The following is a 17,880-nucleotide window of genomic DNA, read 5'->3' on the forward strand; positions in this document are numbered from 1 at the left end:
GCCCCTCCCCTACGGATGCGCCGGAGCGCTGGTGAGCAGGGGCTTGGCCGTCGTCGGCCCGTTCTGGTCGGCGAGCGGCACGGCGACCAGGGCCACCACCACCGCCACCGCGGCTCCCACCGCCGCTGCGATCAGCGCACGCACGTCGCCGCCCCTTCCGCTCGATGCCGGGCAGAAGCGCACCGTAGCGTCGCGGGCCATAAATGAGAACAGGTTCTACCCTTCTGCGTCCGCCAGTTCGACGCGCCGCGCTCGAGGAGACACCGTGCTCCAGGACTATGCTCTGATCCGGCATCTGTCGGTGCGTCAGAACATGGAGCACGGGCTCAGGGTGAGGCGGGTCGCGCAGGCGGAGCGCGGGAGCGCGCCGACCAAGCGCTGGCCACGGTCCGTTGGGTTGGATACGGGACCGTCGGCCGCCGAACTCCCCGGCGGCCGGCGGCAGCGCGTCGCGCCGGCCGGCGCGCTGGTCAACCGTCCCTCGGCCGGCCGCGGTCTACGAGCGGCCCTCACGCCCCCGGAAGTCCGGCCGCGTTCGCGGCGACCCGCTACCGCTCCTTCAGGCGACAACCCGGCCGGGCCCGACCAGGGGCCGGTGGTGGACGAGGTCGCCTCCGCGCTCGTCGTGCTGTCCGCGCTGCCTGTGTGGCCGGCGCAGCGGATGAGCGCGGAGACGTACGTCACCCCTCCTGGCCGTCAGTGGCCGGCGTCCTCCCAGTTGCGGCCCGCGCCGACGGAGACGTCGAGCGGGGCGCGCAGCGGGTAGGCGCCGGCCATCTCGCGGCGGACCAGCTCCTCGACGGCGGCGCGCTCGCCCGGGGCGATCTCGAGCACGATCTCGTCGTGGACCTGGAGCAGCATGCGCGAGCCGAGGCGCGCCTCGCGCAGGGCCGCGTCGACCTTGAGCATGGCGATCTTGACGATGTCCGCCGCCGAGCCCTGGATGGGGGCGTTCAGCGCCATCCGCTCGGCCATCTCCCGACGCTGGCGGTTGTCGCTGGTGAGATCCGGCAGGTAGCGGCGGCGGCCGAGCAGGGTCTCGGTGTAGCCGGTGCCGCGGGCCTCTTCCACGACGCGCTGGAGGTAGTCGCGGACCCCGCCGAAGCGCTCGAAGTAGGTGTCCATCAGGCGCCGGGCCTCGGCGGTCTCGATGCCGAGCTGCTGGGAGAGGCCGAAGGCCGACAGGCCGTAGGCCAGGCCGTAGGACATCGCCTTGACCTTGCGGCGCATCTCCGCGTCCACCGCGTCGGGCGCGACGTCGAAGACGTAGGAGCCGACCGTGGTGTGCAGGTCCTCGCCGGAGGTGAACGCGGCGATCAGGCCCGCGTCCTCGGACAGGTGGGCCATGACCCGCAGCTCGATCTGGCTGTAGTCGGCCGTCAGCAGCGTCTCGTAGCCCTCGCCGACCACGAAGGCGCGGCGGATCATCCGGCCCTCCTCGGTGCGGACCGGGATGTTCTGCAGGTTCGGGTCCGTGGAGGAGAGACGGCCCGTGGCGGCGACCATCTGGTTGAAGGTGGTGTGGATCCGGCCGTCGGCGGCGATGGTCTTGATCAGGCCCTCGACCGTGCTGCGCAGCCTGGTCTGGTCACGGTGGCGCAGCAGCAGCACGGGCAGCTCGTGCTCGGTCTGGCCGGCCAGCCAGGTGAGCGCGTCGGCGTCGGTGGTGTAGCCCGTCTTGATCTTCTTGGTCTTCGGCAGGCCCAACTCGTTGAAGAGGATCTCCTGGAGCTGCTTGGGCGAGCCGAGGTTGAACTCGTGGCCGACCGCGTGATGGGCCTCCTTGACCGCCTGCTGGACGGCGGCGCCGAACTGGATCTCCAGCTGGGTCAGCCACTCGCGGTCCGCGGCGATGCCGGTGCGCTCCATCCGGGCCAGCAGCTCGGCGATCGGCAGCTCCAGCTCGCGCATCAGGGCGAGCGCGCTGTCCTTGCCGAGCCGCTCCTCCAGCGCCACGGCGAGGTCCAGGACGGTGCGGGCCTCGACCATGAGCAGCTCGGCGGCGGCCGCGGCCGCGTCGTCCTCGGAGGCCTCGTCGCCGAAGGCGAGTTGGCCGGAGTCGGCGGCCTCGGCGGAGCCGAGGGTGCGGCCGAGGTACTCCTCGGCGAGCACGTCGAGGCCGAAGGTGCGCCGGCCCGGCTTCTCCAGATAGGCGGCGAGGGCGCTGTCGGCCTCGATACCGGCGATCTCCCAGCCGTGCTCGGCGAAGGCGCGCTGGACCTGCTTGGCGATGTGCAGCGCCTTGGGCCGGAAGGCGTCGGCGAGCCAGCCGGCGAAGGCCCGTTCGTCGGCCTCGGCCAGGGCGGTCGGGTCGAACCAGGCGGCGGGACCGGACTCGACCGCCAGGCCCACGGCCTTGACGTGGCCCTCCCCCAGCGCCCACCGGTAGTCGGCGGCGAGGCCGACCCGCGCCTCGGCGGCGTGCTCGGCGAGCCACCCGGCGAGCGCGCCGGGCTCGGTCAGCACCACGCCGTGGATGTCGACGCCGGGCCCGGCGTGCACGTCGACCCCGCCCTCGGCCTCGCCGGAGCCCGCGCCCGGGTCGACGGCGAAGAGGCGGTCGCGCAGCTGCTGGTTGCGGAACTCCAGGGCGTCCAGCAGCAGCGTGGTGGCCGGTACGTCGTAGGGCTGCCGGACCAAGTCGTCGACGCCCAGCGGCAGCTCGACGGTCCGGATCAGCTCGGTCAGCTCGCGGTTGAGCTTGACGTCCTCCAGGCCGGCCCGGAGCTTCTCGCCGATCTTGCCCTTGACCTCCTCGGCGTGGGCGACCAGCTCGGCGAAGCTGCCGTACTGGTTGATCCACTTCGCGGCGGTCTTCTCGCCGACGCCGGGGATGCCCGGGAGGTTGTCCGACGGGTCGCCGCGCAGCGCGGCGAGATCCGGGTACTGGGCGGGGGTGACGCCGTACTTCTCGAACACCTTCTCGGGGGTGTACCGGGTGAACTCGGAGACGCCCTTGGTCGGGTAGAGCACGGTGACGTGCTCGCCGACCAGCTGGAGCGAGTCCCGGTCGCCGGTGAGGATCAGCACCTCGTAGCCCTCGGCCGCGGCGGCGGTGGAGAGGGTGGCGATGATGTCGTCGGCCTCGTACTCGGGCGAGCGCAGGTGCGGCACGCGCATCGCGTCCAGCAGCTCGGAGACGAGCTCGACCTGGCCGCGGAAGCCCTCGGGCGAGGCGGACCTGGTGGCCTTGTACTCCGGGTAGATCCCGGCCCGGAAGGTCTTGCGCGAGACGTCGAAGGCGACGGCGAGGTGCGTGGGCTGCTCGTCGCGCAGGATGTTGGCCAGCATGGAGGTGAAGCCGTAGACCGCGTTGGTCGGCTGCCCCGTGACCGTGCTGAAGTTCTCCTCGGGGAGGGCGTAGAAGGCGCGGTAGGCCATGGAGTGGCCGTCCATGAGCAGCAGGCGCCCCTTGGCCCCGCCGGTCGTCCCCTTGCTGCCTGCCATGCCTCGCCACCGCCGCTCTGCCGGCTGTCGCCGACGGTCCTTTTCGTTACCGCTCGAATCCTATGACCCGGGACCGACAGATCTCTCGGAGTGACGGCCCGCGCAGCGACCTGGGTCACCTCGGCCGAGGGAGCTTCGGCGTCGTACGATCGCACGGATCTCGCACGACGATGATCCCGAACGACGACGGCGTCAGGAGCGACATGGCCGACCAGCAGCAGTCAGGTATCCAGCTGAACGTCCCGCAGGACGTGCTGGACCACTTCGCGAAGCTGGGGGTGACGCCCGAGACCTTCTCCGGCGGCCACCTCGGCGAGAAGCTCGGCATCCGGATCGTGGAGGCCTCCCCGGAGCGCGTGGTCGGCACCATGCCCGTCGACGGCAACCAGCAGCCCTACGGCCTGCTCCACGGCGGCGCGTCCGCCGCGCTCGCCGAAACCCTCGGCTCGATCGGCTCGATGCTGCACGCCGGGCCCGGCCGGTACGCGGTCGGCGTCGACCTCAACGCGACGCACCACCGCAGCGCGACCTCCGGCCTGGTCACCGGCGTCGCCACGGCGGTCTTCCGCGGCCGCACGGCGGCGACGTACGAGATCGCCATCACCGACGACCAGGGCCGCCGCATCACCAGCTGCCGGCTGACCTGCATGCTGCGCGACCTGTAGGCCGCGAACCCGCGGGGACGCTGACGCGAAGTGGGAGCCTCACCACGGGCGGTGGGGCTCCTTCCCGCGTTTGACAGGGCTTCGGCGCGGGCAGCACGTCTCCCATGGCGGGCTCCGGTCCCGAGCCGGTCGAGATCCTCGAATCCCGCGGCGCGGAGCGCAGATTCAGCACCTGGTGGCGCGCGCAGAGTACGCGGCGCCGACTCGTCCTGGCACTCGGTCCCGCTGCCCTGCTCGTACTGGCGTTCCTGACGGTCGACCTGACGCGCCCTCAACCCCCGGCTCCCGCCGCCACGGCATGGCCGGCCGAGCACGCCGCCGTCACCTACGACGGCATGCCGGCGGGCGATCCGTCGGGCCGCACCGCCGACTTTTCGGTGTCCGTGCGCAACCAGGACGCAGCACCGCTGACGGTTGTTCAAATGACCGTCGACTACCGGGGCTTGACACTGCACACCGACCCCCGCCTGCCGGTCGCGGTGCAACCGGGACAAACGGTGCGCATCCAGCTCATCGCCACCGCGGCAGACTGCACCCGCATCCCGATGGACGACGAACTACCTTTCATCGATGTTACGTTCCGTAACATCCGCGCAATCGGGCAGGAAAGCGAAATACTCGGTGACAGATACACCTCGGACCTGCACCGCGCGATGACCGCCGCCTGCCGTCGAGGGTGAAGTCTCAAATCTTCCTCAGGTGATAACAGCTCCATCACATAGCCCTCCAATAGCTCCCAGGCGAGCGCAGCGGAGGCCTAAAGTCACGGCCAGTCACCGCGCCATGGGTAGACAGGTCGGGGCCTGCGCGCGGATCGACCCCCTCATGCCAGAGGAAGGAAACTCCGTGCGAAACCGTTCCCTGCTTGTGCTGACCGCCATCGCGGCCACCGGCACGCTCACCCTCACCGCCTGTGGCTCCCGTGCGTCGAACAGCGGCAGTGGCGGCTCCGGTTCCGGCTCCACCACCGTCACCATCGGCGTCGACGCGCCGCTCACCGGTTCGCTCTCGGCCCTCGGCATCGGGATCCAGAACTCCGTCGATCTCGCGGTCAAGACCGCGAACAAGACCAACGAGGTCCCCGGGGTCACCTTCAAGATGGAGGCCCTGGACGACAAGGCCGCCCCGCAGCAGGGCAGCCTGAACGCCACCCAGCTGGTCGGCGACAGCTCCGTCATCGGCGTCGTCGGCCCGCTGAACTCCGGTGTCGCGCTGACCATGCAGAAGACGTTCAACAACGCCAACCTCGTCGAGGTCTCCCCGGCCAACACGAACCCGGCGCTGACCCAGGGCCCGAACTGGCAGACCGGCACCAAGGCCCGCCCGTTCGCCTCGTACTTCCGCACCGCCACCACGGACGCGATCCAGGGCCCCTTCGCCGCTCAGTTCGCGTACAGCACGCTGGGCAAGAAGAAGGTCTTCCTGGTCGACAACAAGGACGCCTACGGCGTCGGCCTGGTCGGCACCTTCAAGGACGAGTTCACCAAGCTCGGCGGCACGGTGGCCGGCCAGGACCACGTCACCAGCGGCGCGAGCGACTTCTCCTCCACGGTCAACGCCATCAAGTCCTCCGGCGCCGACTTCGTCTACTTCGGCGGCGAGTACCCGGACGCGGCCCCGCTGACCAAGCAGCTCAAGGCGGCCGGCGACAACATCTCGGTGATCGGCGGCGACGGCAACTACGACCCGACCTACGTCAAGCTGGCCGGCACCGCGGCCAACGGCGACTACGCCACCTCCGTGGGCGCGCCGGTCGAGTCCCTGCCCTCCGCGCAGACCTTCGTGACCAACTACAAGGCCGGCGGCTACTCCCAGGCCTACGGCGCGTACGGCGGCTACTCCTACGACAGCGCCTGGGCGATCATCGAGGCCGTCAAGGCCGTCGTCAGCGCCAACAGCGGCAAGCTGCCCAGCAACCCGCGTCAGGCGGTGGAGAAGGCGATGAGCAACGTCAACTTCTCCGGTGTGACCGGCACGGTCTCCTTCGACCAGTACGGCGACGCCACCAACAAGCAGCTGACCGTCTACGGCGTCAAGAACGGCGTCTGGACCACCATCAAGACCGGCACCTTCTCCGGCTGACGTCGCCCGTACCGGCACGCATCCGTCGAACCACCTTCTGAGACACCAACCGCGCGGGGGCACCACACCTTTGCCCCCGCGCGGTTCCACGTCCGGTCCGCGGACAGGGTCCGACACCGGCTCGAACACGGAGGACCGCGGTGCACGAACTGCCGCAAAACCTGGTCAACGGCCTGCTCCTGGGCGCGACCTACGGACTGATCGCCGTCGGCTACACGATCGTCTACGGCATCGTCCAGCTCATCAACTTCGCCCACGGCGAGATCTTCATGACCGGTGCCTTCGGCGCCCTGTCGGTCTACCTCGGACTCGGATCCGGGACCTCGATGTGGATCGCCATCCCCCTGATGCTGATCGGGGCCATCGTCACCTCGACCGTGATCGCCGTTCTCACCGAACGGCTCGCCTACCGGCCGCTGCGCAACGCGCCACGCCTCGCGCCGCTGATCACCGCGATCGGCGTCTCGATCACCCTGCAGCAGCTCGTCTGGGGCTTCTACCCCAGCGCCAAGTCGCCCCGCGTCTTCCCGAGCCTGCCGGGCGGACCGTTCCACATCGGCGGCGTGCTGATCCAGTCGGCGGACATCTTCGTCGTGGTCGCCGCCGTGATCTCCACCTTGTTCCTGGCCTACTTCGTCCGCAGCACGCGCACCGGCCGTGCCATGCAGGCCACCGCCCAGGACCCGGACACCGCCAAGCTGATGGGCATCAACACCGACCGGGTCATCGTCATCGCCTTCGCGCTCGGCGCGGGCTTCGCCGGGATCGCCGGCGTCGCCTGGGGTCTGCGCTACGGCGAGATCAAGTTCGACATGGGCTTCCTCACCGGCCTCTACGCCTTCACCGCGGCGGTGCTGGGCGGCATCGGCAACATCTACGGCGCGATGCTCGGCGGTCTGGTCCTCGGTCTCGTCCAGAACCTCACCGCGATCTACATCGCCGACATCCCCGGCATGAGCCAGTTCAGCAGCCAGTCCTGGTCCAGCGTCTGGGCCTTCGTCATCCTCATCCTGGTGCTCATGGTCAGGCCGCAGGGCCTGCTCGGTGAGCGCGTCGCGGACAGGGCGTAACCACCATGACCGACACCCTCCAGATCCGACCCGAAGCGGCCGCCGCGCCCAAGCCGGCCATACCGCTCCCGACCGCCGCGGCCCGCGCGGTCACCGCGGCCGGCGCCGTGCTGACCGCCGCCGCTGCCTTCCTGTCCTGGACCTACAGCTCGCAGTTCCCCGGGGACCTGACGGTCACCGGCTACCCCGGCGGACTGCAGTGGATCACCTTCACCGGCGGGCTGCTCACCCTGCTCTACCTCCTCGTCGGCTACGGCACTCCGGGCTTGCGCGGCCTGGCCCCCGGCGGCGCCGAGGGGACCACGGTCATCCTCGCCGTCGGCGCGGCGGCCACCACCTGGTTCACCCTGATCGCGATCAGCGTCGAGCTCGGCGGGCTGGCCAACCTGACCACGGGCGGCTGGATCGCCGGCATCGCCTCGCTGCTCGCCGTCGTCGGCGCGCTCGGTCTGCCCCGCGACGGGCAGCACCCGCGCGGCCACGGCCTCGGCGTGCTGCTCTACCCGGGCAAGCGCCCCGACCTGCGCCCGGCCAGGCCGCTGCACGCCGCCGTCGAGGTGGTCGCGGTCCTGCTGACCCTGGCTGCGGCCCTCGGCGTCTTCGCCTACGGCGTCGACACCTCCTACCCCGAGCTGTTCGCCGGCTTCCTCATCCTGGCGGGCTTCGCCGCCTGGGCCCTGAACCGCTCCGGTGACTTCGGCCGGCTCGGCGAGATCATGCAGCGCCACCGCGTCCTCGCCTCCGTCGGCGCGTTCGTCGCGGCCGGGCTCTTCCCGTTCACCCAGACGAGCTCCAACGCGGAGGCCAACGCCAACCTGGGCGTCAGCATCCTGATCTTCGCCGCCACCGCCCTGGGGCTGAACATCGTCGTCGGCCTCGCCGGCCTGCTGGACCTCGGTTACGTCGCCTTCCTCGGCGTCGGCGCGTACACCGCGGCCCTGGTCTCCGGCGCCGCCGGGACCGCGTTCAACGTCCAGATCCCGTTCTGGGCCGCGGCGCTGCTCGGCGCCGCCGTCTCCGGCATCTTCGGCGTCCTGCTCGGCGCGCCCACGCTGCGCGTGCGCGGCGACTACCTGGCCATCGTGACCCTGGGCTTCGGTGAGATCTTCCGCATCGTCGTGCAGAACCTCGACGGGACCTCCGGCCCGAACGTCACCAACGGCGCGATCGGCATCAGCAACGTCCCCGACCTGAACATCTTCGGATTCGACTTCGGCTCCGCGCACGACTTCGGGCCGTTCAGCATCGGGCGCTTCGCCAACTACTTCGAGCTGATGCTGCTGTTCACCGCGATCATCGTGCTGGTGTTCGCCCGCTCCGCCGACTCCCGGATCGGACGCGCCTGGGTCGCCATCCGCGAGGACGAGACCGCCGCGACCGCGATGGGCATCAACGGCTTCCGCTTCAAGCTGCTGGCCTTCGCGCTCGGCGCGACCCTGGCGGGCCTCGCCGGAACCGTCTTCGTCCACGTCAACTACAGCATCGTCCCCGACACCTTCCAGTTCGCCGGGCCCACCCCGCCGAACTCGGCGTTCCTCCTGGCCGCGGTCGTCATCGGCGGCATGGGCACCGTCTCCGGACCGCTCGTCGGCGCCTCGCTGTTCTTCCTGCTGCAGGCGAAGCTCTCCTTCCTGCACGACTACCAGCTGCTGCTCTTCGGCATCACCCTGATCCTGTTCATGCGCTTCCGCCCCGAGGGCATCATCCCCAACCGCCGTCGCCAGCTGGAGTTCCACGAATCCCAGACCGAGGGCGGCCAGGAAGGGCCCACCCCCGAACTCCGCACCGCAGAGGCCTGAACGCGATGACCGACACCACCACCGCCACCGTCGACAACGCACCCGCCCCGGGCACCCCGCTGCTCCAGGCCAGCAACGTCGTCATGCGCTTCGGCGGCCTCACCGCCGTCAACGACGTCTCACTGACCGTCAACTCCGGTGAGATCATCGGACTCATCGGGCCCAACGGCGCCGGCAAGACCACCTTCTTCAACTGCCTCACCGGCCTCTACGTCCCCACCGAGGGGACGGTCACCTACCAGGGCAAGACACTCCCGCCCAAGCCGCACAAGGTGACCCAGGCGGGCATGGCGCGCACCTTCCAGAACATCCGTCTCTTCCACAACATGACCGTCCTGGAGAACGTCCTGGTCGGCCGGCACACCCGGACCAAGGAAGGCCTCATCTCGGCCATCCTGCGCGGTCCCGGCTACCGCCGCGAGGAGGCCGAGTCCCGGGCCAAGGCGATGGAGTACCTCGACTTCGTCGGCCTGGCGAACAAGGCCGGGACCCTGGCCCGCAACCTCCCCTACGGCGAGCAGCGCAAGCTCGAGGTCGCCCGCGCCCTCGCCAGCGAGCCAGGCCTGCTGCTGCTCGACGAGCCCACCGCCGGGATGAACCCGCAGGAGACCCGGGCCACCGAGGAGCTGGTCTTCGCCGTCCGCGACCGCGGCGTCGCCGTCCTGGTCATCGAGCACGACATGCGCTTCATCTTCAACCTGTGCGACCGCGTGGCCGTCCTGGTCCAGGGCCAGAAGCTCGTGGAGGGCGACGCCGCGACCGTCCAGGGCGACGAGCGCGTCGTCGCCGCCTACCTCGGCACGCCTTACGAGGGCAACGCCGACAGCACCACCCCGGAGGAGAACCAGTGACCGCGCTTCTCGAGGTCCAGGACCTCCGCGTCGCCTACGGCAAGATCGAGGCCGTCAAGGGGATCTCCTTCAGCATCGAGGAAGGACAGGTGGTCACGCTCATCGGCACCAACGGCGCCGGCAAGACCACCACGCTGCGGACCATATCCGGGCTGCACCAGCCCACGGCGGGCAGCATCCTCTTCAAGGGCGAGCGGATCGACGGCAAGCCCGCTCACGAGATCGTCCGGATGGGCCTCGCCCACTCCCCCGAGGGCCGCCGCATCTTCGCGCGGATGACCATCGAGGAGAACCTGCTGCTCGGCGCGTTCCTGCGCCGGGACACCCCGGGCATCCAGGCCGACGTCGAGAGGGCGTACGAGCTCTTCCCGATCCTGGGCGAGCGCCGCAAGCAGGCCGCCGGCACGCTGTCCGGCGGTGAGCAGCAGATGCTGGCCATGGGCCGGGCGCTGATGTCGCAGCCTAAGCTGCTGATGCTGGACGAGCCCAGCATGGGCCTGTCGCCGATCATGATGCAGAAGATCATGTCGACCATCACGGAGCTGCGCGCGCAGGGCATGACCATCCTGCTGGTCGAGCAGAACGCCCAGGCCGCGCTGTCGCTGGCGGACCAGGGGCACGTGATGGAGGTCGGGCGGATCTCGCTCTCCGGCACCGGCGCGGACCTGCTGCACGACGAGTCCGTCCGCAAGGCCTACCTCGGCGAGGACTGAGGCACAGGAAGAGGGAGGGGTGCGGGGCCGTCGGCCCCGCACCCCTCTTCCTGTGTCCGCTACTTCTTGGCGTCCTGCGCGGCGCCTTCCTCGATGACGGCCTCGGCGACGGCCTTCATGGTCATCCGCCGGTCCATCGAGGTCTTCTGGATCCACCGGAACGCGGCCGGCTCGGTCAGCCCGAACTTGGTCTGCAGCACGCTCTTGGCCCGGTCGACCAGCTTGCGGGTCTCCAGCCGCAGGTTGAGGTCCTCGACCTCCAGCTCCAGCGCGCGCATCTCGCTGTAGCGGGAGACGGCCATCTCGATGGCGGGGACCAGGTCGCCCTTGTTGAAGGGCTTGACGATGTAGGCCATCGCCCCGGCGTCGCGGGCGCGCTCCACCAGCTCGCGCTGGGAGAAGGCGGTGAGCATCAGGGTCGGCGCGATGTGGGCCTGGTGGATCTGCTCGGCGGCCGAAAGGCCGTCCAGGACGGGCATCTTCACGTCCAGGATCACCAGGTCCGGCTTCAGCTCCTCGGCCAGGCGGACGGCCGTCTCACCGTCACCGGCCTCGCCGACGACGGTGTAGCCCTCCTCCTCAAGCATCTCCTTGAGGTCGAGGCGGATCAGTGCCTCGTCCTCGGCGATGACGACACGGGTGGTCGTCGGCGGGACGTGCGGGTCCTGCTCGTCGGCGGCGGTCACGATGCTCCTCGTAGCTCCGGGGCGTACGGCGCAAGCCTACCTAGCTGCATCACGCAGGGCGCACACGGTATGGTGCTCATGCACACGACCGGCCGGGTTGGTGGAACGGCATACACGGATGTCTCAAACACATCTGCCGAAAGGCTTGCGGGTTCGAATCCCGCACCCGGCACCTCAGGAGGGCCCGCTTCGGCGGGCCTTTCTCATGTCGTCTCACGATGTGGACGGGAGCGGTCATCTCGGCGTGACACGGCGCAAGGGACGCAGTGCCAGCCCGCCCCTTACGTCCTCCGACGCCCGACTCTGCATAGATCCAGCAGCCTCCCAGGCGGCCTCCAACGAATCTCAAGGCGTGGGCCCCGTATCCAACGGATTCTTAGGGCAACCCGCGTAGATCACTGAATATTCTGCGCCGTTACGAGCCAGGCTCAAATCTTCCTCAGCGACTTGAGCATTCTCTGAGCTGCGAATACACAGCATCCGAAGGCATCTATTCAGTAACGGCGTCTATGCATGGGATAAATGTCGCCCTTACGGTTGGGCAACTCTCAAGCAACTGCTCCCCACCCTCCGAGAGGCTTGCATGAGCACCAGTACCCAACTGCCCTCATCCCCCGCCAAGGGCAGGACCCTGCGCCGTGAGATCGGCCTGATCGGTCTGATGTGGGCATCCGTCGGTTCGATCATCGGATCCGGATGGCTCTACGGCGCCAAGAACGCCGTCATGATGGCCGGTCCGGCCGCTGTGATCTCCTGGTTGATCGGCGCCGTCGCCATCGTGCTGCTCGCCCTGGTGCACGCCGAGCTCGGTGGCATGTTCCCGGTCGCCGGTGGTACCGCGCGCTACCCGCACTACACCTTCGGCGGCCTCGCCGGCATGTCCTTCGGCTGGTTCTCCTGGCTGCAGGCCGCCACCGTGGCGCCGATCGAGGTCGAGGCCATGATCGGCTACGCCGGTCACTGGTCCTGGGCCACCGGGTTCCAGAACGCCGACGGGACGCTGACGACCTCCGGCTTCGTCGTCGCCGTGATCCTCATGGCCGTCTTCGTGGCGGTGAACTTCCTGGGCGTCAAGGTACTGGCGCACACCAACAGCGCGGCGACCTGGTGGAAGATCTTCATCCCGCTGGTGACGATCTTCGTGGTGGCGCTGACGCACTTCCACGGCAGCAACTTCACCTCGCACGGCTTCATGCCGTTCGGCGGCAAGGGCATCCTGGCCGCGATCAGCACCTCCGGCATCATCTTCGCCCTGCTCGGCTTCGAGCAGGCGATCCAGCTCGCCGGTGAGAGCAAGAACCCGAAGAAGGACATCCCCCGCGCCGTCCTCGGCTCGGTGGCCATCGGCGCCGCGATCTACGTCCTGCTGCAGGTCGCCTACATCGGCGCGCTCCCCGGGGCCTCCTTCGCCAAGGGCTGGGCGAGCCTGGCCTACCAGGGCATCTCCGGCCCGTGGGCGGGTCTGGCCTCGCTGGTCGGCCTCGGCTGGCTGGCCTGGTTCCTCTACCTGGACGCGGTGGTCTCCCCGGCCGGTACCGGCCTGATCTACACCACCTCCACCTCGCGCATCTCCTTCGGTCTGAGCCGCAACGGCTACGCGCCGAAGCTGTTCGAGAAGACCGAGCGCCAGGGCGTGCCGTGGTTCGGCCTGATCATCTCTTTCGTGGTCGGCGTCATCTGCTTCCTGCCCTTCCCGAGCTGGCAGGCGCTGGTCTCCTTCATCACCTCCGCCTCGGTGCTGATGTACGCGGGCGCCCCCCTCGCCTACGGCGCGCTGCGCAAGCAGCTGCCGGCGCGTGAGCGTCCCTACCGCCTGCCGTTCGGCCAGGTCATCTCGCCGCTGTCGTTCGTCATCGCTACCCTGATCATCTACTGGAGCGGCTGGAGCACCCTGTGGCGCCTCGGCCTCGCGATCCTGCTCGGCTACCTGCTGATGGGCGCGTACGCCTGGTACGCCACGGCCACGGGCAAGCCCTACGCGCCGAAGATGGACTGGAAGTCGGCGCAGTGGCTGCCGGTCTACCTGGTCGGCGTCGGCATCGTCTCCTGGCAGGGCCAGTTCGGCGGCACCGGCAACATCCCGCTCTGGGTGGACATCGCGATCGTCGCCGTCTTCGCGGTGGCCGTCTACTACTGGGCGATCGCCACGTCGCTCAAGGCCGCCGAGATCGAGCGCAACATCGAGGACGTCGAGGTCGTGGACGAGGGTGGGCACTGACCTCCCTCGGATGACATGACCGAGCCCGGTCGGAGCAACGCCGCTCCGGCCGGGCTCTTCTCGTGCGCGCGTTACGGCTTGGTCGGCAGCGGCAGGTCGTCCTGGCCGACGTGGTGGACCCGGACCAGGTTGGTCGACCCGGCCAGCCCAGGCGGGGAGCCGGCGGTGATGACGACGATGTCGCCCACCTCGCAGCGGCCGATGGCCAGCAGGGCCGCGTCGACCTGGTCGATCATCTCGTCCGTGGTGCCGACGAAGGGGCCGAGGAAGGTCTCCACGCCCCAGGTGAGCGCCAGCTGGCTGCGCACGGCCGGCTCGTAGGTGAAGGCCAGCACCGGGATCGGCGAGCGGTAGCGCGACAGCCGCCGCGCGGTGTCGCCGGACTGCGTGAACGCCACCAGGTACTTGGCGTGCAGGAAGTCGCCGATCTCCGCCGCCGCGCGGGCGACCGCGCCGCCCTGGGTGCGGGGCTTGCTGGTGGCGCTCAGCGGCGGCAGCCCGGCCGCGAGGATCTCCTCCTCGGCGGCCGCGACGATGCGGGACATGGTCCGGACCGTCTCCACCGGGAACTTGCCGACGCTGGTCTCGCCGGAGAGCATCACCGCGTCCGCCCCGTCGAGGACGGCGTTGGCGACGTCGGACGCCTCGGCGCGGGTCGGCCGGGAGGCGTTGATCATCGAGTCGAGCATCTGCGTGGCCACGATGACGGGCTTGGCGTTGCGGCGGCACAGCTTGATGGCGCGCTTCTGTACCAGCGGCACCTGCTCCAGCGGCATCTCGACGCCCAGGTCGCCGCGGGCGACCATGACGGCGTCGAAGGCGTCGACGATCTCGTCGAGCTTCTCGACCGCCTGCGGCTTCTCCACCTTGGCGATGACCGGGACGAAGCGCCCCTCCTCGCTCATGATGCGGTGGACGTCCTTGATGTCGTCCGCACTGCGGACGAAGGAGAGGGCGACCAGGTCGGCGCCGATACGAAGGCCCCAGCGCAGGTCGGCGACGTCCTTGTCGCTCAGCGCGGGAACGGAGACGGCCACACCCGGGAGGTTGAGGCCCTTGTGGTCGGAGACCATGCCGCCCTCGACCACGGTGCAGCGCACGTCCTGGCCTTCGACGGCGGTGACTTCGAGCGTCACCCGGCCGTCGTCGACGAGGATGCGCTCACCGGGGGTGACGTCGTGGCACAGGCCCTTGTAGGTCGTGCCGCAGCGGTTGCGGTCGCCCTCGACGTCGGCGGTGGTGATGGTGAAGGAGTCCCCGCGCTCCAGGAGCACGGGCCCCTCGGCGAAGGTGTCCAGGCGGATCTTGGGGCCCTGCAGGTCGACCAGGATGCCGACGCTGCGGCCGGTCTCGTCCGCGGCCTTGCGGACTCGACGGTAACGGTCCTCGTGGTCGGCGTGACTGCCGTGGCTGAGGTTGAAGCGGGCCACGTCCATGCCGGCTTCCACGAGCGCTTTGATCTGCTCGAAGCTGTCGGAGGCGGGGCCTAGCGTACAGACGATTTTTGCTCGGCGCATGAAACGAGCCTAGTTCCTACCGCCTGGTAGCTTCGTGGCGCTGGCGGTCCGTCAGATGTCTTTTGTCCGACGGAGCGTTGAAGATTCCGAAACCTACGCGCGCCGGACGCGCGGATGAACCACGGGGGAACACTTCCTTGCCGTACACCCCTCCCCCTGTCGAACGCCCGTCGCCGCTGCCTAGGCTTCCGCGCGTGGAACGGGTACGACGAACGACGGCGCTGGCCGCCGCCGCGGCCATGGCGCTGACCGGCGCGGCCGTCTGGCAGCTCTCGGGGGGCACGGGGAAGGCGCCGGGCGCGGGGAGCACGTCCGCGCAGCAGGCGGACGGCTATCCCGGGCTGCCGCACACCTTGGTCCAGGTCTCCCCCGGCGGCTGCGGCGCGGGCTGGAGCACCGGGCACGCCGCCTCCGGGCTGCAGGTCTTCGACGTCTCCAACGCCGGGATCGGGCCCGCCGACGTACAGCTCGTCGAGCCCGCCTCCGGCGCCGTGCTCGGCGAGGTCGAGGGGCTGGCGCCGAACCGCTCCCGGCCGCTGCTGGTCCGCCTCGCGGCCGGCTCCTACGCCTTCCGCTGCCTGCAGCAGGACGTCGACGCCGCGACCGGCCCCACCGTCGCGGTCACCGGCTCCGGGACGGGATCGACTCAGGGCACCCCCGCCGTCGTGCCGGTCACCCAGCAGGACCTGATCCCGGCCGCGCTCGCCTACCAGCACTGGGTCGGCGGCCAACTGCCCGGCCTGGTCACCGACGTGGACGCGCTGCACAGCGCCGTCGCCTCCGGCGACCTCGCGGGCGCCAAGCAGCGCTGGCTCACCGCACACCTCGCCTACGAGCGCCTCGGCGCCGCGTACGGGGCCTTCGGCGACGTCGACGACGAGATCAACGGCCCGCGCAGTCACGACACCGGCTTCCACGGCGTCGAGTTCGGCCTGTGGCGCCAGGGCTCGACCACCGCCCTGGAGCCGGTCGCCGCGAAGCTGCTCTCCGACGTGCGCGGACTCGAGGCCTCCTGGCCGAAGGTCCAGCTGGACCCGGCCGTGCTCGGCGTGCGGGCGCACGAGATCGTCGAGAACGCCATCGAGTTCGAGCTCAGCGGCCGCACCGACTACGGCAGCGACTCGAACCTGGCCACCGTCGGCGCCAACCTGGAGGGCACCACGGAGGTGCTGACCCTGCTGCGCCCGCTGCTCACCTCGCGCGTCCCCATGCCGCAGGTCGACGCGGCGATGGCGGCGGCCCGGGCCCAGCTGACCACGGACGGGAACACCGCGCTGGCCGGCCTGGCCCAGCAGCAGCGGGAGAAGCTGAACGCCGTGTTCGGGGATCTGGTCGAGCAGCTCGCGCCGATCGCGGCCGTGCTGGAAGTACGGAGGACGCAGTGAGCGCGGAGCTGAGGCGCGGCGGAGGTTGGGGGGCCGCGCCGCGAGGAACAGGCGAAGAGGGCACCCGGCCGGAGAGGAACCGAAGCGGAGCGCGACCCGACAGCGCAGCAGGGAAGGACGTCGCACGGCGCGCCGTGCTGGCCGGAGCCCTGGCCACGGGGGCCGCGACGGCGCTCGCGGGCGCGGGCGCGGCCCGCGCGAGTTCGCCCTCCGGGAGCCCGCGCGGCTTCCACGGTGTGCACCAGGCCGGCGTTCTCACGCCGAAGCGTCGCGTCGCGGCATTCGTCTCCTTCGACGTGACCGCCGGCGACCGCGCCGGGCTCACGGAGCTGTTCGGCACGCTGACCGACCGGGTGCGCGCCCTCACCGCGGGCCGGGTGCCCGAGCCGCTCGGCATCAGTGCGCCGCCCGCCGACTCCGGGGTACTCGGGCCGGTGCCGCCCGGCGGCCTGCTGACCGCTCTCGTCGCGGTCGGCGCCTCGCTCTTCGACGAGCGCTTCGGGCTCTCCGCGCAGAGGCCCGTCAGGCTCTCCGCCATGCCGGCCTTCCCCGACGACGACCTCGATCCGTCGGTCTGCCACGGCGACCTGCTGCTGCAGCTGGAGGCCGACGACACCGACGTGATCGCCTACGCCCTGCGCGACCTCGCCCGGCACACCCGGGGCGCGATGCAGGTGCGCTGGCGCATCGACGGTTTCGCCTCGCCGCCGCGTCCGGTCGGCACGCCGCGCAACCTGATGGGCTTCCGCGACGGCACCGCCAACCCCGACACCACCGACACCCGCTTGATGGACCAGTTGCTCTGGGTCGACGCGGGACAGGGCGAGCCGGCCTGGGCCACGGACGGCTCCTATCTCGCCGTGCGGCTCATCCGGATGCTGGTGGAGTTCTGGGACCGCGTCGGCATCACCGAGCAGGAGCGGATGTTCGGCCGCCGCAAGGACTCCGGCGCCCCGTTGGACGGCCGCTCCGAGACGGACACACCGGACTTCGGCGCCGACCCGACGGGCGACGTCATCCCGATGGACTCGCACATCCGGCTGGCCAACCCGCGCACCGCGCAGACCGCCGAGCAGCGGCTGCTGCGCCGCGGGTTCAACTACGACCGCGGCACCGACGCCAACGGCAACCTCGACATGGGCCTGGTGTTCTGCGCCTTCCAGCAGGACCTGGAGCGTCAGTTCGCCACGGTGCAGAAGCGTCTGGCCGGAGAGCCGCTGGTCGACTACATCCGTCCGTTCGGCGGCGGCTACTTCTTCGTCCTGCCAGGTGTTCGGGATGCGAACGACCGTTATGCTCGGGCCCTGCTCGCATGATCTACGCGCGCAGAGACCAGGCTTCGTGTGGCGTTTACGGACACGTCACCTCAGCGGTCCCAGCACGTCGGCCGTCACGCGAAGGATGCGGACGCACAGTTGATGAGTGTTCAGCTTGAAGCACGTGCAGT

At 70.1% G+C, this 17,880-nt stretch carries 14 protein-coding genes and 1 tRNA gene; 11 read left to right on the forward strand and 4 right to left on the reverse strand.

Translation table 11 applies throughout. From position 1 onward, the window contains the following. Window positions 1-9: 9 nt before the first annotated feature. Both TR48_RS41950 and polA read right to left on the reverse strand, forming a co-directional pair. Window positions 10-144: an SPW_0924 family protein gene (locus tag TR48_RS41950; protein WP_152627380.1), complete on the reverse strand. Its 135-nt coding sequence runs from the start codon at window positions 142-144 to the stop codon at window positions 10-12. Between the two features lie 552 nt (window positions 145-696). Next, on the reverse strand, window positions 697-3,447 hold the full coding sequence (gene polA / locus TR48_RS14750) for a DNA polymerase I (protein ID WP_042367009.1): 2,751 nt from the start codon (window positions 3,445-3,447) through the stop codon (window positions 697-699). Between the two features lie 203 nt (window positions 3,448-3,650). Here polA and TR48_RS14755 point away from each other — a divergent pair, with 203 nt between their 5' ends. The 7 genes from TR48_RS14755 to TR48_RS14785 all read left to right on the forward strand — a co-directional run bounded on the left by TR48_RS14755 (window position 3,651) and on the right by TR48_RS14785 (window position 10,627). Further along, the gene (locus TR48_RS14755) at window positions 3,651-4,112 is read left to right on the forward strand and encodes a PaaI family thioesterase (RefSeq protein WP_042367147.1); all 462 of its coding nucleotides are present in this window, start codon (window positions 3,651-3,653) and stop codon (window positions 4,110-4,112) included. Window positions 4,113-4,216: 104 nt separating this feature from the next. Further along, on the forward strand, window positions 4,217-4,792 hold the full coding sequence (locus TR48_RS14760; protein ID WP_052442683.1) for a hypothetical protein: 576 nt from the start codon (window positions 4,217-4,219) through the stop codon (window positions 4,790-4,792). Between the two features lie 166 nt (window positions 4,793-4,958). Further along, a complete protein-coding gene (locus tag TR48_RS14765) occupies window positions 4,959-6,194 on the forward strand; it encodes a branched-chain amino acid ABC transporter substrate-binding protein (RefSeq protein ID WP_042367011.1) in 1,236 nt (411 codons plus the stop codon). 140 nt (window positions 6,195-6,334) lie between these two features. Continuing rightward, window positions 6,335-7,264, forward strand: coding sequence for a branched-chain amino acid ABC transporter permease (locus TR48_RS14770; RefSeq protein ID WP_042367013.1), 930 nt, complete (start codon window positions 6,335-6,337; stop codon window positions 7,262-7,264). Between the two features lie 5 nt (window positions 7,265-7,269). Further along, window positions 7,270-9,063 carry a branched-chain amino acid ABC transporter permease gene (locus TR48_RS14775; protein WP_042367014.1) on the forward strand — a complete coding sequence of 598 codons (1,794 nt, stop codon included), beginning with the start codon at window positions 7,270-7,272 and terminating at the stop codon, window positions 9,061-9,063. 5 nt (window positions 9,064-9,068) lie between these two features. Beyond that, entirely contained in the window at window positions 9,069-9,914 is an 846-nt protein-coding gene (locus TR48_RS14780) for an ABC transporter ATP-binding protein (protein ID WP_042367016.1), read from the forward strand. Then, a complete protein-coding gene (locus TR48_RS14785) occupies window positions 9,911-10,627 on the forward strand; it encodes an ABC transporter ATP-binding protein (RefSeq protein WP_042367018.1) in 717 nt (238 codons plus the stop codon). The genes TR48_RS14780 and TR48_RS14785 overlap by 4 nt, the downstream gene beginning before the upstream one ends. A gap of 59 nt (window positions 10,628-10,686) precedes the next feature. Here TR48_RS14785 and TR48_RS14790 read toward each other — a convergent pair whose 3' ends face one another. Further along, entirely contained in the window at window positions 10,687-11,313 is a 627-nt protein-coding gene (locus TR48_RS14790; RefSeq protein ID WP_236652153.1) for an ANTAR domain-containing response regulator, read from the reverse strand. 91 nt (window positions 11,314-11,404) lie between these two features. Between TR48_RS14790 and TR48_RS14795 the strand changes: the two genes are divergently transcribed. Beyond that, window positions 11,405-11,485 (forward strand) — tRNA-Leu (locus TR48_RS14795). Window positions 11,486-11,896: 411 nt separating this feature from the next. Beyond that, window positions 11,897-13,531, forward strand: coding sequence for an APC family permease (locus TR48_RS14800; RefSeq protein ID WP_042367023.1), 1,635 nt, complete (start codon window positions 11,897-11,899; stop codon window positions 13,529-13,531). Window positions 13,532-13,602: 71 nt separating this feature from the next. Here the strand turns inward: TR48_RS14800 and pyk are convergent, their stop codons facing one another. After that, window positions 13,603-15,048, reverse strand: coding sequence for a pyruvate kinase (gene pyk / locus TR48_RS14805; protein WP_042367025.1), 1,446 nt, complete (start codon window positions 15,046-15,048; stop codon window positions 13,603-13,605). Window positions 15,049-15,242: 194 nt separating this feature from the next. Between pyk and TR48_RS14810 the strand changes: the two genes are divergently transcribed. Further along, complete coding sequence (locus TR48_RS14810) at window positions 15,243-16,433, forward strand: EfeM/EfeO family lipoprotein (RefSeq protein ID WP_236652154.1); 1,191 nt, start codon at window positions 15,243-15,245, stop codon at window positions 16,431-16,433. 134 nt (window positions 16,434-16,567) lie between these two features. Further along, a complete protein-coding gene (efeB, locus tag TR48_RS14815) occupies window positions 16,568-17,749 on the forward strand; it encodes an iron uptake transporter deferrochelatase/peroxidase subunit (RefSeq protein WP_042367027.1) in 1,182 nt (393 codons plus the stop codon). Window positions 17,750-17,880: the final 131 nt, after the last annotated feature.

The sequence above is a fragment of the Streptacidiphilus neutrinimicus genome (assembly GCF_000787815.1).
GTDB lineage: Bacteria > Actinomycetota > Actinomycetes > Streptomycetales > Streptomycetaceae > Streptacidiphilus > Streptacidiphilus neutrinimicus.